Raw genomic sequence first — 15,592 nt, 5'->3', positions numbered from 1 at the left:
AGTCCCATCAGTCCAGCCAGACGTATCCGGCCAGCCGACCCGTCGTGCGATCACGGCGGTATGAAAAGAAATCGGGCGATTCCAGGGTGCAGATGGGAGACGTCGAGCACATCTCCACGCCAAACCGGGCAAGTTGCGCAAGAACTCCGGCGGTGACGTCCACGGCCGGCGTACCCCAGCTCGTGGTCGACCACGTTTCCGGAACGGCCCGCGCCACATCCGCCCGCATCTCCTCCGGCACCTCGTAGCAGCGTCCGCAGATCGCGGGTCCCGTAACGGCCGTGATGCGCGACGCCTCGGCGCCGAGGGACAGCATCGCCTCGACGGCCGCCGGCACGACTCCGGCCACAAGTCCCGGGCGCCCGGCGTGGGCCGCTGCGGCGACGCCCGCGACCGGGTCGGCCAGCAGGACGGGGGTGCAGTCTGCGGTGAGAACGGCCAGGGCGAGACCGCGCCCGGTCGTCACCACGGCGTCCACTTCCGGAGTGCCGTCGCTCTCCCACGGCCCCTCGACTACCGCTACGTCCCGCCCGTGCACCTGGTTCATCCAGACGACCCGCGCCGGGTCGAGGTCCAGCTCCTTCGCCGCGAGTTCGCGGTTGGCCCGTACGGCTCCGGGGTCGTCGCCGACCGCGCCGCCGAGGTTGAGCTGGTCGTACGGAGCGGCGCTCACCCCGCCCCACCGGTCGGTGAAAGCGAAGTGCGCGCCGCTCGTCGAGTGCTGCTGCCCTATCACGTCGGGCCGGTTACTTCAGGAAGTCCGGGACGTCCAGTTCCTCGGCCTGGCTGTCCTGGTACGGGCGGGCCGAGGGAACCTGCGGCGGCCCCGCCGGAGGCGAGGGCACCTCGCCCGCCGGGGCCGACTCGGTCCGGTCCGGCTCACGCTCGCCGGGCAGATCGCGCGGGGTGACGGTGCCGAGGCCGCCGAACGACGGGCGGCCGCCCGCGCCGTCGGAGGGCGTACGGCCCGCGCCCGGGTACGAGTCGTCGCGGCCGCTGGTCGTACCGAGCACCTTGTCGCGGTTCTTGGACGGCGGCTGACCGCCGTCGAAGCCCGCCGCGATGACGGTGACCCGGACCTCGTCGCCGAGCGCGTCGTCGATGACCGCGCCGAAGATGATGTTCGCCTCGGGGTGGGCGGCCTCGCTGACCAGCTGGGCGGCCTCGTTGATCTCGAAGAGACCGAGGTCCGAGCCGCCGGAGATGGACAGCAGCACCCCGCGGGCGCCGTCGATGGACGCCTCGAGCAGCGGCGACGAAATGGCCATCTCGGCCGCGGCCACCGCGCGGTCGTCGCCGCGGGCCGAGCCGATGCCCATGAGCGCGGACCCGGCCTCGGACATCACGGACTTGACGTCGGCGAAGTCGAGGTTGATGAGGCCAGGGGTGGTGATGAGGTCGGTGATGCCCTGGACACCGGACAGGAGTACCTGATCCGCCGACTTGAAGGCGTCGAGCACGCTCACCTGACGGTCGGAGATCGACAGCAGCCGGTCGTTCGGGATCACGATGAGGGTGTCGACCTCGTCGCGCAACGCGGCGATGCCGTCCTCGGCCTGGTTCGCGCGGCGGCGGCCCTCGAAGGTGAACGGGCGGGTGACCACGCCGATCGTCAGGGCGCCCAGGGAACGCGCGATGTTGGCCACGACCGGTGCGCCGCCGGTGCCCGTGCCGCCACCCTCCCCCGCGGTCACGAAGACCATGTCGGCCCCCTTGAGGACCTCTTCGATCTCCTCGCGGTGGTCCTCGGCCGCCTTGCGGCCGACATCGGGATTGGCGCCGGCGCCGAGGCCGCGGGTGAGCTCGCGGCCGACGTCGAGCTTGACGTCGGCGTCGCTCATCAGCAGGGCTTGTGCATCGGTGTTGATCGCGATGAACTCGACGCCCTTGAGACCGACCTCGATCATCCTGTTGATGGCGTTGACGCCACCGCCGCCGATGCCGACGACCTTGATGACTGCGAGGTAGTTCTGCGGTGCTGCCACGTCGAAGGCCTCTCGCCTCGAGTTACGTGTCCGCGTCCCGCGTTTGTCGCGGTGCGCGGACGGATGCCGAATGGGACGGTCACATCGCCGACCCGAACCCTAACGGTCAAGTTTAGGGTTACCAGTTGTGCCTGCCCTGTGGACTCTTCGAACGAGACACTAAGTCGACAAGCACTGCGCGTTCAACGAACACGCCGAACCTCCCGTTTTTCTTTTCACCCTATGTGATCACGCCAAGCACTGGCCAACCAGGGTGCGTGCCCGCCGCTCGGCGCGTCAACTCCCCGACACCACAGGGGCCGTGGGCGCACTGACGTCGAAGTGGTCGGCATCCCGCGCGGTTTTCATGAGCGCGAGAAGTGCCTTCGACTTGGCCACGCCCAGTTCACTGCTTCCCCACGCCACCACCCGACCACCCGTCAGTTCAAGGGTGATGGAGTCATATGAACTGACTCGGATGACGCGGGTGTCGCGGCGAATCGCGTCCGGGAGTCCGGCGGAGACCCGTACCGCCTCCCGCTGGAGCCTGGCCGGTCCGAATCTGCGGAGACTCGGCGACCTGCTCGCGTCCAATTCCAGAAGCGGGACACCTTCGGGGGCCTTGGCCACCGTTGCGAAGCGGACGCTCTTGGCGTCCACTTCGATGAACTTTCCGCCCTTTTCAATAAGCGCTTCCGGCTTCCGCTCGGTCACTTTTAGACCGATTTCGTTCGGCCATACCCGTACGACATCCACGGAGTCGATGCGCGGCAGTTCCGCGCGCAAGCGGGCGGCGATGGCCGCGGTGTCGACGGACATCAGGGGGGTGTTCAGCGGTACGTCGGCCGCCGCCACCACCTGGCGGTGGGTGAGGACCCGGGTCCCCTTGGCGCTCACCTTCTCCACCCGCAGCCACTGCGAGCCGTAGATCACCCAGACCCCGCCCGCGGTGAGCAGCGAGACGACCGCCAGCGCCGCGAGGAGGGCGCGCCGGCCTGCCACCGACAGCCGGAGCCGCCGCTTCCGCCGGGGTTGCGGGGGCGGGCCGGACGGCGATGACTCCCTGGCACCGCGATCGGCGGTGGTCGGTCCGGCCACGCTCCCCGGCCTCCTTACCAAGGGCCCGGGGACACCCCGGGCCTGCCCGGCCTCACACCTGGCGGCGTGCGGCAATCGCCTCGTACACCATGCCGACGAGCAGGTCGTCGGCGTCCCGGCGGCCGAACTCCGCCGCGGCGCGGGACATCTCGTACAGCCGGTGCGGATCGGCCAGCACCGGGAGCACGTTGCCCTGCACCCACTCCGGGGTCAGCTCGGCGTCGTCGACCAGCAGGCCGCCGCCCGCCTTGACCACAGGCTGGGCGTTGAGCCGCTGCTCACCGTTGCCGATCGGCAGCGGAACGTACGCGGCCGGGAGGCCGACCGCGGACAGTTCGGCGACGGTCATCGCGCCCGCGCGGCAGAGCATCATGTCGGCCGCTGCGTACGCGAGGTCCATCCGGTCCACGTACGGTACCGGGATGTACGGGGGCATTCCCGGCATGTTGTCCACATGCGGCAGTTCGTTCTTCGGGCCGACGGCGTGCAGGATCTGGATGCCGGAGCGCTGGAGGGCCGGGGCGATCGTCTGGACGACCTCGTTGAGGCGGCGGGCGCCCTGCGAGCCGCCGGAGACCAGCAGCGTGGGCAGGTGGGGGTCGAGGCCGAACGCGGCACGCGCCTCGGGGCGCACCGCGGCCCGGTCGAGGGTGGCGATGGCGCGGCGCAGCGGAATGCCGATGTAGCGGGCGTTGCGCAGCTTGCTGTCCGGGGTGCTGACCGCGACCTGGTGGGCGTACCGGGAGCCGATCTTGTTGGCGAGGCCCGGGCGGGCGTTGGCCTCGTGGACGACGATCGGCACGCCGAGCCGCTTGGCGGCCAGATAGCCGGGCAGCGCCACATAGCCGCCGAAGCCGACCACGCAGTCGGCCTTGGTGCGCTCCAGGATCTGCTCGGCGGCCTTGATGGTGCCGCGCAGCCGGCCGGGGACGGTGATCAGCTCCGGCGTGGGCTTGCGCGGCAGCGGTACGGCGGGGATCAGCGCCAGTTCGTAGCCCCGCTCGGGCACGAGCCGGGTCTCGAGTCCGCGCTCAGTGCCGAGGGCCGTGATCCCCACGGTCGGGTCCTGCCTGCGCAGGGCGTCCGCGAGGGCGAGCGCGGGCTCGATGTGGCCGGCGGTCCCCCCACCGGCGAGTACGACATGCACCGAAATTCACCGCTCTCCGGACGGCCGCCTCGTGGCGCGCCGTCGCATCGTCTTCCATCTCACCCCAGCCAGCTTCTTCCGCAAAGCGGGCTGCCGCGTGGCCAGGGCCGCCCTGGCGGCGGGCTCGGCTCGCGCGAAAGCGATCAGCAGCCCGATGGCGAACATGGTCGGCAGCAGGGCGGAGCCCCCGTAGGAGAACAGCGGGAGCGGGACACCGGCGATCGGCAGCAGACCGAGCACCGCACCGATGTTGATCACGGCCTGGGCCGTGATCCAGGTGGTCACGCCTCCCGCGGCGTACCTCACGAAGGGGTCCTCCGTGCGTCCGGCCACGCGGATACCCGCATAGCCTAGAGCCGCGAACAGTGCCAGGACCGACAGCGTCCCCGCCAGCCCCAGTTCCTCCCCGGTCACGGCGAAGATGAAGTCCGTGTGAGGTTCCGGGAGTTCGCCCCATTTCTCCACACTCGCACCGAGCCCGGAACCGAACCATCCGCCGTTGGCCAGCGCGTAGATTCCGTGCACCGCCTGCCAGCAGCGGTCGCCCTCGCCGGGCTCGGTGGCGCCGAGGCAGCCGAGCCGGGCCATCCGGTTCTCGCTGGTGGTGACGAGGATGGCGCCGAGCAGCCCGGCGCCCGCGAGGACGCCCGCGAAGAGCCGGGTGGGGGCGCCGGCCAGCCACAGCAGGCCGAAGAGGATCGCGGTGAGGATGATCGCGGTGCCCATGTCGCCGCCGAGCATGATCAGTCCGAGCAGGATGAAGGCCGCGGGGACGAGCGGGACGAGCAGGTGCTTCCACTGGGTCAGCAGCCGCAGGTCCTGTTTGCGGGCGAGCAGGTCGCCGCCCCAGAGGACGAGGGCGAGCTTGCCGAACTCGCTGGGCTGGAGCTGGAACGGGCCGCCGAGCTGGAGCCAGTTCGTGTTGCCGTTGACCGAGTGCCCTATCCCCGGCACCTGGACCAGGGCCATCAGGAACAGGGAGACGGCGAGCAGCGGGTAGGCCAGCAGGCGGTGCAGGCGTACCGGCATGCGGGAGGCGAGGAGCAGCAGCCCGGTGCCGAGGACCGCGGCCACCAGCTGCTTGCGGAAGAAGTACGTGGGGGCGAGCCCGGACTGCAGGGCCTGGATCATCGAGGCGGAGTACACCATCACCAGGCCGAGCACGGTGAGCAGCAGGCTCCCGCCAAGGATCAGGTAGTACGCGGTCAGCGGCCGGTCCCAGGCGCGCCGGGCCCGGGTGTGCAGCTGACGAAGCCCACGCCAGGCGCTGCCGCGCGGGGGTTTCGGGGTATGGGTGCCGCGCCCCTCGGGGCGCAGCGCCGCCGGTCTCTCCGTCCGCGCCGTCATGTCCCCTCCGTAAGGTGTGGTGCGCCGGATCCTTCCGCGGCGGGGACCTCCGGCTACCGCCCCTGCGCCTGCTCCTGCCCACCGCCGGTGCCGGCTTCCAGGTCCCGTACGGCCTCCGCGAAGGCTTCGCCGCGCTTGCCGTAATTGACGAACATGTCCATGGAGGCGCAGGCCGGGGCCAGCAGGACGGTGTCTCCCGGCCGGGCGAGCCGCGCCGCTTCGCCCACCGCCGCGGCCATCGCCCCAGTGTCGGTCCGGTCGAGGTCCACGACCGGGACCTCGGGGGCGTGTCGCGCGAGCGCTTCGCGGATCAGGGCCCGGTCGGCGCCGATGAGGACCGCACCGCGCAGCCGGGACGCGGACTTCGCGACGAGGTCGTCGAAAGTGGCGCCCTTGGCGAGGCCGCCCGCGATCCACACGATGTGCTCGAAGGAGGCGAGAGACGCCTCGGTGGCGTGGGTGTTGGTGGCCTTGGAGTCGTCGACGTACGCGATCCCGTCCACGTCCGCTACGTGCGCGATGCGGTGTGCGTCGGGGCGGAAGGCCCGCAGCCCGTCGCGTACGGCCGCGGGTTCGACCCCGAAGGCGCGGGCGAGGGCCGCGGCGGCGAGGGCGTTGGCGATGTTGTGCGGGGCCGGGGGCTGGACGTCGGAGACCTCGGCGAGCTCCTGGGCGCTGTTGTACCGGTCCTGGACGAAGGCGCGGTCGACGAGGATGCCCTCGACGACGCCGAGTTGGGAGGGGGCGGGAGTGCCGAGGGTGAAGCCGATGGCACGGCAGCCCTCCTCGACGTCGGCCGCGCGGACCAGTTCCTCGGTCGCGGGGTCGTCGGCGTTGTAGACGCAGGCGACCTTGTTGCCCTCGTAGATCCGGCCCTTGTCGGCGGCGTACGCCTGCATGGAGCCGTGCCAGTCGAGGTGGTCGGGCGCGAGGTTGAGCACGGCGGCGGAGTGGGCGCGTACGGAGGGCGCCCAGTGCAGCTGGTAGCTGGAGAGCTCGACGGCCAGCACGTCGTACGGCTCGCCCGACAGTACGACGTCGATGATCGGGGTGCCGATGTTCCCGACGGCGGCGGTGCGCAGACCCGCGGCGGAGAGGATCGAGGCGAGCATCTGGACGGTGGTGGTCTTGCCGTTGGTGCCGGTGACCGCGAGCCAGGGGGCGCTGTCGGGGCCGCGGAGCCGCCAGGCGATCTCCACGTCGCCGACCACGTCCACACCCGCTTTCGCGGCCGCCGCGAACAGCGGGCTGTCCGGCTTCCAGCCGGGCGAGGTGACGACCAGCTCGGTGCCCTCGGGAAGCGTCGTCCCGTCCCCGAGCCGGACCGCGATCCCCTCCTGTTCCAGGGCCTTCGCGGACTCGCGCTGCCGCTCGCCGTCGCCGCCGTCCACGACCGTGACGGCAGCGCCGAGCCCGGCCAGGGCGCGGGCGGCGCTGATGCCGCTCACGCCCAGGCCGGCGACGGTGACGCTTCCCCAGCTACCGCTGGGTGGGGGTACCCCCATGTCTTGCCAGATCACTTGTCGGCCGCCCAGCCCGCGTAGAAGAGGCCCAGACCCACGATCACGCACATACCCTGAATGATCCAGAATCTGACCACGACGAGCACTTCCGTCCAGCCCTTGAGCTCGAAGTGGTGCTGCAGCGGCGCCATCCGGAAGACCCGCTTCCCGGTGAGCCGGAAGGAGCCGACCTGGATCACCACGGACATGGTGATGAGGACGAAGAGGCCGCCGAGCAGGGCGAGCAGCAGTTCCGTACGGGAGCAGATCGCCAGGCCGGCGAGCGCGCCGCCGAGGGCCAGCGAGCCGGTGTCGCCCATGAAGATCTTGGCGGGCGAGGTGTTCCACCACAGGAAGCCGAAGCAGGCGCCCATCAGGGCGGAGGCGACGACGGCGAGGTCGAGCGGGTCGCGGACTTCGAAGCACGCGCCGGGGTTGGTGAGGGTCGCCGCGTTGGCGCAGGACTCCTGGTACTTCCAGACGCCGATGAAGGTGTACGCGCCGAAGACCATCACGGACGCGCCGGTGGCCAGGCCGTCGAGGCCGTCGGTGAGGTTCACGCCGTTCGACATCGCGAGGATCATGAACAGCGCCCAGATCGTGAAGATCACCGGGCCGAGGCGCCAGCCGAAGTCCTGGGTGAAGGACAGCTTGTCGATGGCCGGGGTCTGGCCGCGCGAGTCGGCGAAGTTGAGCGACAGGATCGCGAAGGCGATGCCGACGATGAGCTGGCCCGCCATCTTCGCCTTGGCGCGCAGGCCGAGGCTCCGCTGCTTGACGATCTTGATGTAGTCGTCCAGGAAGCCGACCAGGCCCATCCCGGCCATCAGGAACAGCACCAGCACGCCCGAGAAGGTCGGCTCGCTGGAGGTGATCACCTTCGTCAGGACATACGCGATGAGCGTGGCCAGGATGAAGGCGATGCCGCCCATGGTGGGGGTGCCGCGCTTGCTGTGGTGGTCACGCGGGCCGTCGTCGCGGATGTACTGCCCGTATCCCTTGCGGGCGAGCAGCCGGATCAGCAGCGGGGTACCGACCAGGGTGAGGAAGAGCCCGATGACTCCCGAGAACAGGATCTGCCTCATCGGCCGGCGACCTCGCCCTCACCCGTGCCGTCGAGCAATGCCTGGGCGATCCGCTCCAGGCCGACCGACCTGGACGCCTTCACCAGCACGACATCCCCCGGGCGCAGCTCGCTGCGCAACAGGTCGATCGCCGTCTCCGCGTCGGACACGTGCACCGACTCCTCACCCCACGAACCCTCGTTCTTGGCGCCCATGTCGAGCCAGGCGGCCTCCTGGCCCCCTACCGCCACGAGCTTGCTGACGTTGAGCCGGACGGCGAGCCGCCCGACCGCGTCGTGCTCGGCCAGCGACTCCTCGCCGAGCTCGGCCATCAGGCCGAGGACGGCCCACGTACGACCCCCTTGGGCCCGTGAGGCCTTCCCCATGGCGGCGAGGGCGCGCAGCGCGGCTCGCATGGAGTCGGGGTTCGCGTTGTAGGCGTCGTTGACGACCGTCACGCCGTCCGAGCGCTCGGTGACCTCCATCCGCCAGCGGGAGAGCTGTCCCGCCGCGGAGAGCGCCTGGGCGATCTCGTGGACGGGCATGCCCAGCTCATGGGCGACGGCGGCCGCGGCGAGCGCGTTCGACACGTGATGCTCACCGTACAGCCGCAAGGTCACGCCGCTGCACCCGGTCGGTGTTCGAAGCGTGAAGGCGGGCTGCCCGGCCTCGCCGAGGCGGATGTCCTCGGCTCGTACATCCGCGTCCTCGGCCTCGCCGAAGAGGACCGTACGGGCCTTGGTGCGGGCCGCCATGGCGCGTACGAGGGGGTCGTCGGCGTTCAGCACGGCGACGCCGCCCTCGGCCGCGGCGGGCAGCACCTCGACCAACTCCCCCTTGGCCTGGGCGATCTGCTCGCGGCCGCCGAACTCGCCGATGTGCGCGGTGCCGACGTTGAGCACGACGCCGATCCGGGGCGGGGTAAGCCCGGCGAGATAGCGGATGTGGCCGATGCCGCGGGCGCCCATCTCCAGGACGAGGTGCTGGGTGCCGGGCTCGGCGCGCAGCGCGGTGAGCGGCAGGCCGATCTCGTTGTTGAGAGAGCCGGGCGTCCAGACGGTGGGGGCGATCCGCTCCAGCAGCTGGGCGATCAGATCCTTGGTGCTGGTCTTGCCGGACGAGCCGGTGAGGGCGACGACGGTGGTGCCGAGGCGTTCGACAGCGGCGCGGGCGAGGGCGCCGAGCGCGGTCTCGACATCGTCGACGACGATCGCGGGAACGCCCACGGGGCGGGCGGCCAGTACGGCTGCCGCGCCCGTCTCGACGGCGCGCTGCGCGAAGTCGTGGCCGTCCACGTTCTCGCCCGCGAAGGCGGCGAAAAGGCCGCCGGGGCGCACCTCGCGGGAGTCGATCACGACCGGGCCCGTGATCTTGCGGTCGAGGTCCGGTATGTCGTGCGGCTGCCCCGAGACGATGGCGGCGATCTCGGCGAGGGAGAGGGCGATCACCGGTCACCCCCGGTGCGGGAGGGGGGTTTCCAGCTGTTGGTCGGTGCGCGCATGGCGTTCTGTCATCCCTGGTGGTTCCGGTGCTTGGCGGACTCGGCGGACTCGATGGCCTCGCGCAGCACCTGCCGGTCGTCGAAGGGCCGCACCACACCGGCGATGTCCTGCCCCTGCTCGTGGCCCTTGCCTGCGACGAGGACGGTGTCGCCGGGCTCGGCGCGGGCGACGGCGGCCGCGATGGCCGCGGCCCGGTCCTCCTCGATGAGGACGGTGGCGCGCTCGTGCGCGGGCACCTCGGCGGCCCCGGCGAGCATGGCGGCGAGGATGGCCAGCGGGTCCTCGGAGCGCGGGTTGTCGGAGGTGAGGACGGCGGTGTCGGCGAGCCGGGCCAGCGCGGCGCCCATCGGGCCGCGCTTGTGCGGGTCGCGGTCGCCGCCGCAGCCGAGGACGGCGTGCACCTTGCCGTCGGTGACTTTGCGCAGGGCGCGCAGGACGGATTCGACGGCGTCGGGCTTGTGGGCGTAGTCGACGACCGCGAGGTAGGGCTGGCCCGCGTCGACGCGCTCCAGGCGGCCGGGGACGCCCGGAACGGCGGCGACCCCGTCGGCGGCGGTCTGCGGGTCGATCCCCGCGACGACGAGGGCGGTGATGGCGGCCAGCGCGTTGGCGACGTTGAACGGGCCGGGCAGCGGGGCCGCGGCCCGTACGGACTCGCCGGCCGGGCCGACCGCGGTGAAGGTCGAGCCCAGCGGGCCGACCTCGACGTCCTCGGCGCGCCAGTCGGCGTCGGGGTGCCCCTCGGCGGAGAAGGTGGTGACCGGAACCTCGGACTCCTGGGCGAGCCGCTTGCCGTACTCGTCGTCGAAGTTGACGACTCCGACGCGGCTGCGGGCCGCGGTGAACAGCTGCGACTTCGCCGCGAAGTAGTCCTCCATGTCCGGGTGGAAGTCGAGGTGCTCGGGGCTGAGGTTGTTGAAGACGGCGACGTCGAAGACGGTGCCGTCGACCCGGCCGAGGACCAGGGCGTGGCTGGAGACCTCCATGGCGACCGAGCGGACGCCGCGCTCGCGCATCACCGCGAAGAGCGCCTGGAGGTCGGTGGCCTCGGGCGTGGTCCGCTCGCTCTTGAGCCGCTCGTCGCCGATCCGGGACTCGACGGTGCCGATCAGCCCGGTGAGGCCTCCCTCACCCTTCTCGGCCGCGGCCCTGAGCCCATCCTCCCGTCGCCCACCACCGCCCTCGACGGACGCTGCGCGCAGCCCGCCTTCGATGAGGTACGCGGTGGTGGTCTTGCCCGAGGTGCCGGTGATGCCGATCTGCAGCAGGTCACGGCCCGGCTCGCCGTAGATCGCGACGGCCAGGGCGCCCATCCGGCCGCGCGGGTCGTCCACGACGAGGACCGGCAGCCCGGTGGCGGCGGCGCGGTCGGCGCCCGCCGGGTCGGTCAGGATCGCGGCGGCGCCGAGGTCGGCGGCCTGGGAGGCGAAGTCGGCACCGTGGAAGCGGGCGCCGGGCAGCGCCGCGTAGATGTCGCCGGGGCGCACGGCGCGCGAGTCGTGCGTGATGCCCGTGGCCTCGGCGTCCGCGCCGGGATCGGGCGCTTTGGTACCGAGCTGATCCGCCAGGGCCGCGAGCGGTGTCGGGCGGACCTGCTCCGGGCGCGGTGCTCCCGGGTAGGTCGCGGAAACATCCTGCGGGGTGGTTCGAGACTGATCAGCATGTGGCACGGCGGTGAGCGTACCGGGCGCACCGGGCTCGCGGCGAAAAGAGGGGTGGGCCGCGTCCTGGTTCCCGGGCTCGGGGGTGATCGTCGTCACGGCTGTGCTCCCTAGAACGTGACCGGGAGGCGCGCGGGCTTCGCGCCGGTCGGGGCGACCTGCAGGGTCTTCAGCGCAAACTCCATGACCTGTTTGAAGACCGGGCCGCAGACCTGGCCGCCGTAGTAGCTGCCGCTGGTCGGATTCTGCACGGCGCAGTAGACCGTGACCCGGGGCTTGTCGGCGGGCGCGAAGCCCGCGAAGGAGGCCGTGTAGCCGTGGTAGCGGCCGGTGTCCGGGTCCACCCGGTTGGAGGTGCCGGTCTTGCCCGCGACGCGGTAGCCGGGGATACGGGCCTTGGTGCCCGTCCCCTCCTCGTCGTCGACGACCGACTCCAGCATGTGGGTGAGGGTCTTCGCGGTGTCCTCGCTGACCACACGGTTTCTGCCGGGGGCCGCGGCCGGGGTGAGGTGACCGTCGGGGCCGCGGGCTCCGCGGACCAGCGTCGGCGCGATCCGCTCGCCGCCGTTGGCGATGGTGGAGTACACGGAGGCGGCCTGGAGGGCGTTGACGGACAGGCCCTGACCGAAGGGAATCGTGTACTGCTGGGATGCGCTCCACTCCTCCGGCCTGGCCAGGATGCCCGGGGTCTCGCCGGGGAAGCCGAGCCCGGTCGGCCGTCCCACGCCGAACTTCCGCAGATACGAGTTGAGGACCCGGTTCGTCTCCTGACGCGTCCTGCCCAGCTGCTCGACGGCGAGGATCGTGCCGATGTTGCTGGACTTGGCGAGCACGCCGTTGAGCGTCAGCTGCCAGGTGGCGTGGTCGATGTCGTCGGCGAAGAGCCGGTCGGCGCGGTGCAGCCGGTTGGGGACGATGACGTGGGTCCCGGCCGTCGCCACGCCCTCCTCCAGCACCGCGGCCATGGACATGACCTTGCTGGTGCTGCCGGGCTCGTACGCGTCCTCCAGCGCGGCGTTGCCGAGCGCCGAACGGCCTGCCGCCGAGATGTCGTTGGGGTCGAAGCCGGGGGCGTTCGCCATGGCCAGGATCTCGCCGGTGCGGGTGTCCTGGACGATGACGTAGCCCCGGTCCGCCGCGGACGCCCGCACCTGCTCGCTGATCGCCTTCTGGGCGGCCCACTGGATGTCCCGGTCGAGGGTCAGCTCGATGTCGGAGCCGGGGACGGCGGGCTGCTCCTGGGTGCCGACGGTGGGCACCTGGCGGCCGCCGGACTGGGCGTACGTGATCTTGCCGTCCGTCCCGGCGAGCTTCCTGTCGAACTTCCCCTCGAGCCCGCCGCCGCCGTGGCCCTCGGCGTTGACGAAGCCCAGCACCCCCGCGGCGAGGTCCTTGTTGGGATAGACCCGCTTGCTGTGCGGCTCCTGGAAGACCCCGGCGAGGACGTTGTGCCCCTTGCCGTCGGCCGCCTTGTCCTCGAAGGCCCGCTTGAGGTCGCTGATCTGATTCCAGATCTGCGGCGACTGGCGGCGGGCCAGCACCACGTACCGCGTATCGGGCCTGGAGAGCTTCTCCGCGAGCTCCTGCTGGTCCCTGCCGAGGATCGGCGCGAGGAGGGCCGCGGCCTGCTCCGGCGCGTCCCTGACCTTGGTCTGCTTGCGGGTGAAGAGGAGCGGGTCCGCGGTGATGTCGTACGCGTCCACGGTGGTGGCGAGGGCGACGCCGGTGCGGTCGGTGATCGAACCGCGCTCGGCGGCGAGGGTGTGGGTGACGTAGCGGTTGACGTCACCCTTGGCCGCGTAGGCGCTCGCGTCCACGGCCTGCACCTGGAGCAGGCGCACCACGAAGGCGATCAGGACCAGGGTGAAACCGAGGCTCACGAGGCGGAGCCGGGGGCGGTGTGCGGCGAGGCGGATCTGCTGCGGAGGGCGCGCTGGGCGCCTGGCCTCGCCGCGCGGCCTCGGGGGTCCTGGCACCCGGCGGCGCGGGGGCTCCTGGGGCGGGGTCATGCGATGGCCTCCGAAGAACGGGCGAGGGCTTCGGTCACGGCGCCGCCCCCGGCACGTACGAGCCGGGGGCGGGGGACGGCGATCCGCGGACCGTGCCGTCAGGGAACAGGAAGACCGGGCTGCCGCCGGGCACGAGCCCGAGCTCCCGCGCCCGCCGCTCCAGGGCATCCGGGGCCGAGTACCCGTCGACCTGCTCCTGCAGCGCCTGCTGCTCGTCCGTCAGCTCGGTGGTCTCCCGCTTCAGCTTGCTCAGCTTGAACGAGCCCTGGTTGAGAGAGGAGTTGAGCAGCAGCAGCGTGATCAGTCCGCTGCCGAGGAGGAGCACGACGAGCAGCACGAACGGCATCCGGGGGGCCGGGCCGGACCGGGCCGGCACCAACCGCGCCAGCCGCGCGGCCCTGCCGCGGACGGCTCGCTTCACGCCACGTCCTCCCGGATGCGCTGCGCGCCGCGCAGCCGGGCGGGGGCGGCCCGCCGGTTCTCGGCGATCTCCTCCTCCGTCGGCAGCTCGGCGCCGCGGGTGAGCAGCTTCAGCCGCGGCTGGTACTGCTCGGGCACGACGGGCAGACCGGGCGGTGCGCTGCTCGCCGCGCCTGAAGCGAACACATGCTTGACCAGCCGGTCCTCGAGCGAGTGGTACGAGAGGACGGCGATCCGGCCGCCGACGGCGAGCGCGGCGACGGCGGCGGGCACGGCGCGCTCGAGGACGGCGAGCTCCCCGTTCACCTCGATGCGCAGCGCCTGGAAGGTGCGCTTGGCCGGGTTCCCGCCGGTGCGCTTGGCGGCCTGCGGGAGCGCCTCGCGGATCAGCTCGACGAGGCGGGCGCTGGTGCTGAACGGCTCCTTCCGCCGCTCCCGGACGATCGCCTCCACGATCTTCTTGGCGTACTTCTCCTCGCCGTAGGTGCGCAGGATGCGGACGAGCTCGCCGGGCGGGTAGGTGTTGAGGACCTCGGCCGCGCTGATCCCGGTCGTCTGGTCCATGCGCATGTCGAGCGGGGCGTCCTGGGCGTACGCGAAGCCGCGCTCGGCCTCGTCCAGCTGCATCGAGGAGACCCCGAGGTCGAAGAGGACGCCCTGCACGCGCGCGATGCCGAGCCGGTCGAGGACCTCGGGCAGCTCGTCGTAGACCGCGTGCACGAGGGTCGCGCGGTCGCCGAAGGGCGCGAGCCGCTCGCCGGAGCGCTTCAGCGCCACCGGGTCGCGGTCGAGCCCGATGAGGCGGGCGTCGGGGAAGGCGGACAGCAGGGCTTCGCCGTGACCGCCGAGGCCGAGCGTGCAGTCGACGACGAGGGCGCCGGGCTGGGCGAGAGCTGGGGCCAACAGGTCCAGGCACCGCTGGAGCATCACCGGGACATGTCGGGTCTCGCTCATGCGCCCCTCTCAGGTCCGGCGTGCACCGGGCGCACGTACCACCGGGTCCCCGCCCGCTCTGAAGGGGAAGTGGCCTGCTGGCGCCGGGGAAGGGGCGTCAGCCGACCGGGGAGCGGGAGGAGGCCGAGCCGTACGTACGCACCGCGCACGCGGGGGAATCGGTTCCGAGGGGAGCGTCACGCCTCCCACTTCGCGTCACTTTAGTCCACTCGTCCCCTCGGTCAACCAACTCGGCCTGCGCGCCGCAGAACCGGTTCTTCACCCGTATGGCCCAGCGGGGATCAGGCCTGTGGGTTAGGTCACAAGGGTGTGCGTTGACCGGCTTTGCCCGGCCTCACGGGCGGCCTCCGGCGAAGGTGACGCATACCGTTGACTCATGTCGACATCAGCGCACCGTTCCGAGGGCCGTACCGCCCGCAGCGGGGGTACCGTCATCGACCGCCTCGTCGAGGCCAACCGGAAGTACGCCGCCGACTTCACCGATCCGGGCATGGACGCCCACCCGATCCTGCAGGTGGCCGTGGTGGCCTGCATGGACGCCCGGCTCGACCTGCATGCCGCGCTCGGCCTGGAGCTCGGCGACTGCCACACCATCCGCAATGCGGGCGGCGTGGTCACCGACGACACCATCCGCTCTCTCACGATCAGCCAGCGGGCCCTGGGCACCCGCAGCGTCATACTCATCCACCACACCGGATGCGGTCTGGAGAGCCTCACCGAGGACTTCCGGCACGAGCTGGAGCTCGAGGTCGGCCAGCGGCCGGCGTGGGCCGTGGAGTCCTTCCGCGATGTGGACCAGGACGTCCGGCAGTCGATGCAGCGGGTGCGGACGTCTCCGTTCCTGCCGCACACCGACGACGTCCGGGGCTTCGTCTTCGACGTCCACACGGGCCTGTTGCGCGAGATAGACCCCCTGTCCTGAGC

Annotated in this window: 13 protein-coding genes; 1 reads left to right on the top strand and 12 read right to left on the bottom strand. The window is 71.7% G+C overall.

The features are described from left to right. Positions 1 to 7 precede the first annotated feature (7 nt). The 12 genes from pgeF to rsmH all read right to left on the bottom strand — a co-directional run bounded on the left by pgeF (position 8) and on the right by rsmH (position 14,668). Complete coding sequence (gene pgeF / locus ACTWQC_RS00325) at positions 8 to 736, bottom strand: peptidoglycan editing factor PgeF (protein WP_443313402.1); 729 nt, start codon at positions 734 to 736, stop codon at positions 8 to 10. A 10-nt stretch (positions 737 to 746) separates the two neighbouring features. Then, entirely contained in the window at positions 747 to 1,985 is a 1,239-nt protein-coding gene (ftsZ, locus tag ACTWQC_RS00320) for a cell division protein FtsZ (RefSeq protein ID WP_443313401.1), read from the bottom strand. A 276-nt stretch (positions 1,986 to 2,261) separates the two neighbouring features. After that, complete coding sequence (locus ACTWQC_RS00315) at positions 2,262 to 3,062, bottom strand: cell division protein FtsQ/DivIB (protein WP_443313400.1); 801 nt, start codon at positions 3,060 to 3,062, stop codon at positions 2,262 to 2,264. A gap of 52 nt (positions 3,063 to 3,114) precedes the next feature. Further along, on the bottom strand, positions 3,115 to 4,209 hold the full coding sequence (murG, locus tag ACTWQC_RS00310) for an undecaprenyldiphospho-muramoylpentapeptide beta-N-acetylglucosaminyltransferase (protein ID WP_443313399.1): 1,095 nt from the start codon (positions 4,207 to 4,209) through the stop codon (positions 3,115 to 3,117). A gap of 6 nt (positions 4,210 to 4,215) precedes the next feature. Then, on the bottom strand, positions 4,216 to 5,556 hold the full coding sequence (ftsW, locus tag ACTWQC_RS00305) for a putative lipid II flippase FtsW (protein ID WP_443313398.1): 1,341 nt from the start codon (positions 5,554 to 5,556) through the stop codon (positions 4,216 to 4,218). Between the two features lie 53 nt (positions 5,557 to 5,609). Further along, positions 5,610 to 7,061, bottom strand: coding sequence for a UDP-N-acetylmuramoyl-L-alanine--D-glutamate ligase (gene murD, locus ACTWQC_RS00300; RefSeq protein WP_443313397.1), 1,452 nt, complete (start codon positions 7,059 to 7,061; stop codon positions 5,610 to 5,612). An 11-nt stretch (positions 7,062 to 7,072) separates the two neighbouring features. Beyond that, entirely contained in the window at positions 7,073 to 8,143 is a 1,071-nt protein-coding gene (gene mraY / locus ACTWQC_RS00295; RefSeq protein ID WP_443313396.1) for a phospho-N-acetylmuramoyl-pentapeptide-transferase, read from the bottom strand. Then, positions 8,140 to 9,570 (bottom strand): UDP-N-acetylmuramoyl-tripeptide--D-alanyl-D-alanine ligase, encoded by a 1,431-nt coding sequence (locus tag ACTWQC_RS00290; RefSeq protein ID WP_443313395.1) that lies wholly within the window; start codon positions 9,568 to 9,570, stop codon positions 8,140 to 8,142. Before ACTWQC_RS00290 ends, mraY begins: the two co-directional genes overlap by 4 nt. A gap of 62 nt (positions 9,571 to 9,632) precedes the next feature. Further along, positions 9,633 to 11,384 (bottom strand): UDP-N-acetylmuramoyl-L-alanyl-D-glutamate--2,6-diaminopimelate ligase, encoded by a 1,752-nt coding sequence (locus tag ACTWQC_RS00285; RefSeq protein ID WP_443313394.1) that lies wholly within the window; start codon positions 11,382 to 11,384, stop codon positions 9,633 to 9,635. Between the two features lie 11 nt (positions 11,385 to 11,395). Beyond that, positions 11,396 to 13,294: a peptidoglycan D,D-transpeptidase FtsI family protein gene (locus tag ACTWQC_RS00280; protein WP_443313393.1), complete on the bottom strand. Its 1,899-nt coding sequence runs from the start codon at positions 13,292 to 13,294 to the stop codon at positions 11,396 to 11,398. A gap of 34 nt (positions 13,295 to 13,328) precedes the next feature. After that, complete coding sequence (locus ACTWQC_RS00275; protein ID WP_443313392.1) at positions 13,329 to 13,715, bottom strand: FtsB family cell division protein; 387 nt, start codon at positions 13,713 to 13,715, stop codon at positions 13,329 to 13,331. Then, positions 13,712 to 14,668, bottom strand: a complete 957-nt coding sequence (gene rsmH, locus ACTWQC_RS00270) for a 16S rRNA (cytosine(1402)-N(4))-methyltransferase RsmH (protein ID WP_443313391.1) — start codon at positions 14,666 to 14,668, stop codon at positions 13,712 to 13,714. The genes ACTWQC_RS00275 and rsmH overlap by 4 nt, the downstream gene beginning before the upstream one ends. 376 nt (positions 14,669 to 15,044) lie before the next feature. Between rsmH and ACTWQC_RS00265 the strand changes: the two genes are divergently transcribed. Continuing rightward, positions 15,045 to 15,590, top strand: a complete 546-nt coding sequence (locus ACTWQC_RS00265) for a beta-class carbonic anhydrase (protein ID WP_443313390.1) — start codon at positions 15,045 to 15,047, stop codon at positions 15,588 to 15,590. Positions 15,591 to 15,592: the final 2 nt, after the last annotated feature.

It is taken from the genome of Streptomyces sp. 8N616 (assembly GCF_052246385.1).
In the GTDB taxonomy this organism is placed as follows: Bacteria; Actinomycetota; Actinomycetes; order Streptomycetales; family Streptomycetaceae; genus Streptomyces.
The sequence above is the reverse complement of the archived record's forward strand: the minus strand, read 5'-3'. Positions and strand labels throughout refer to the sequence as shown.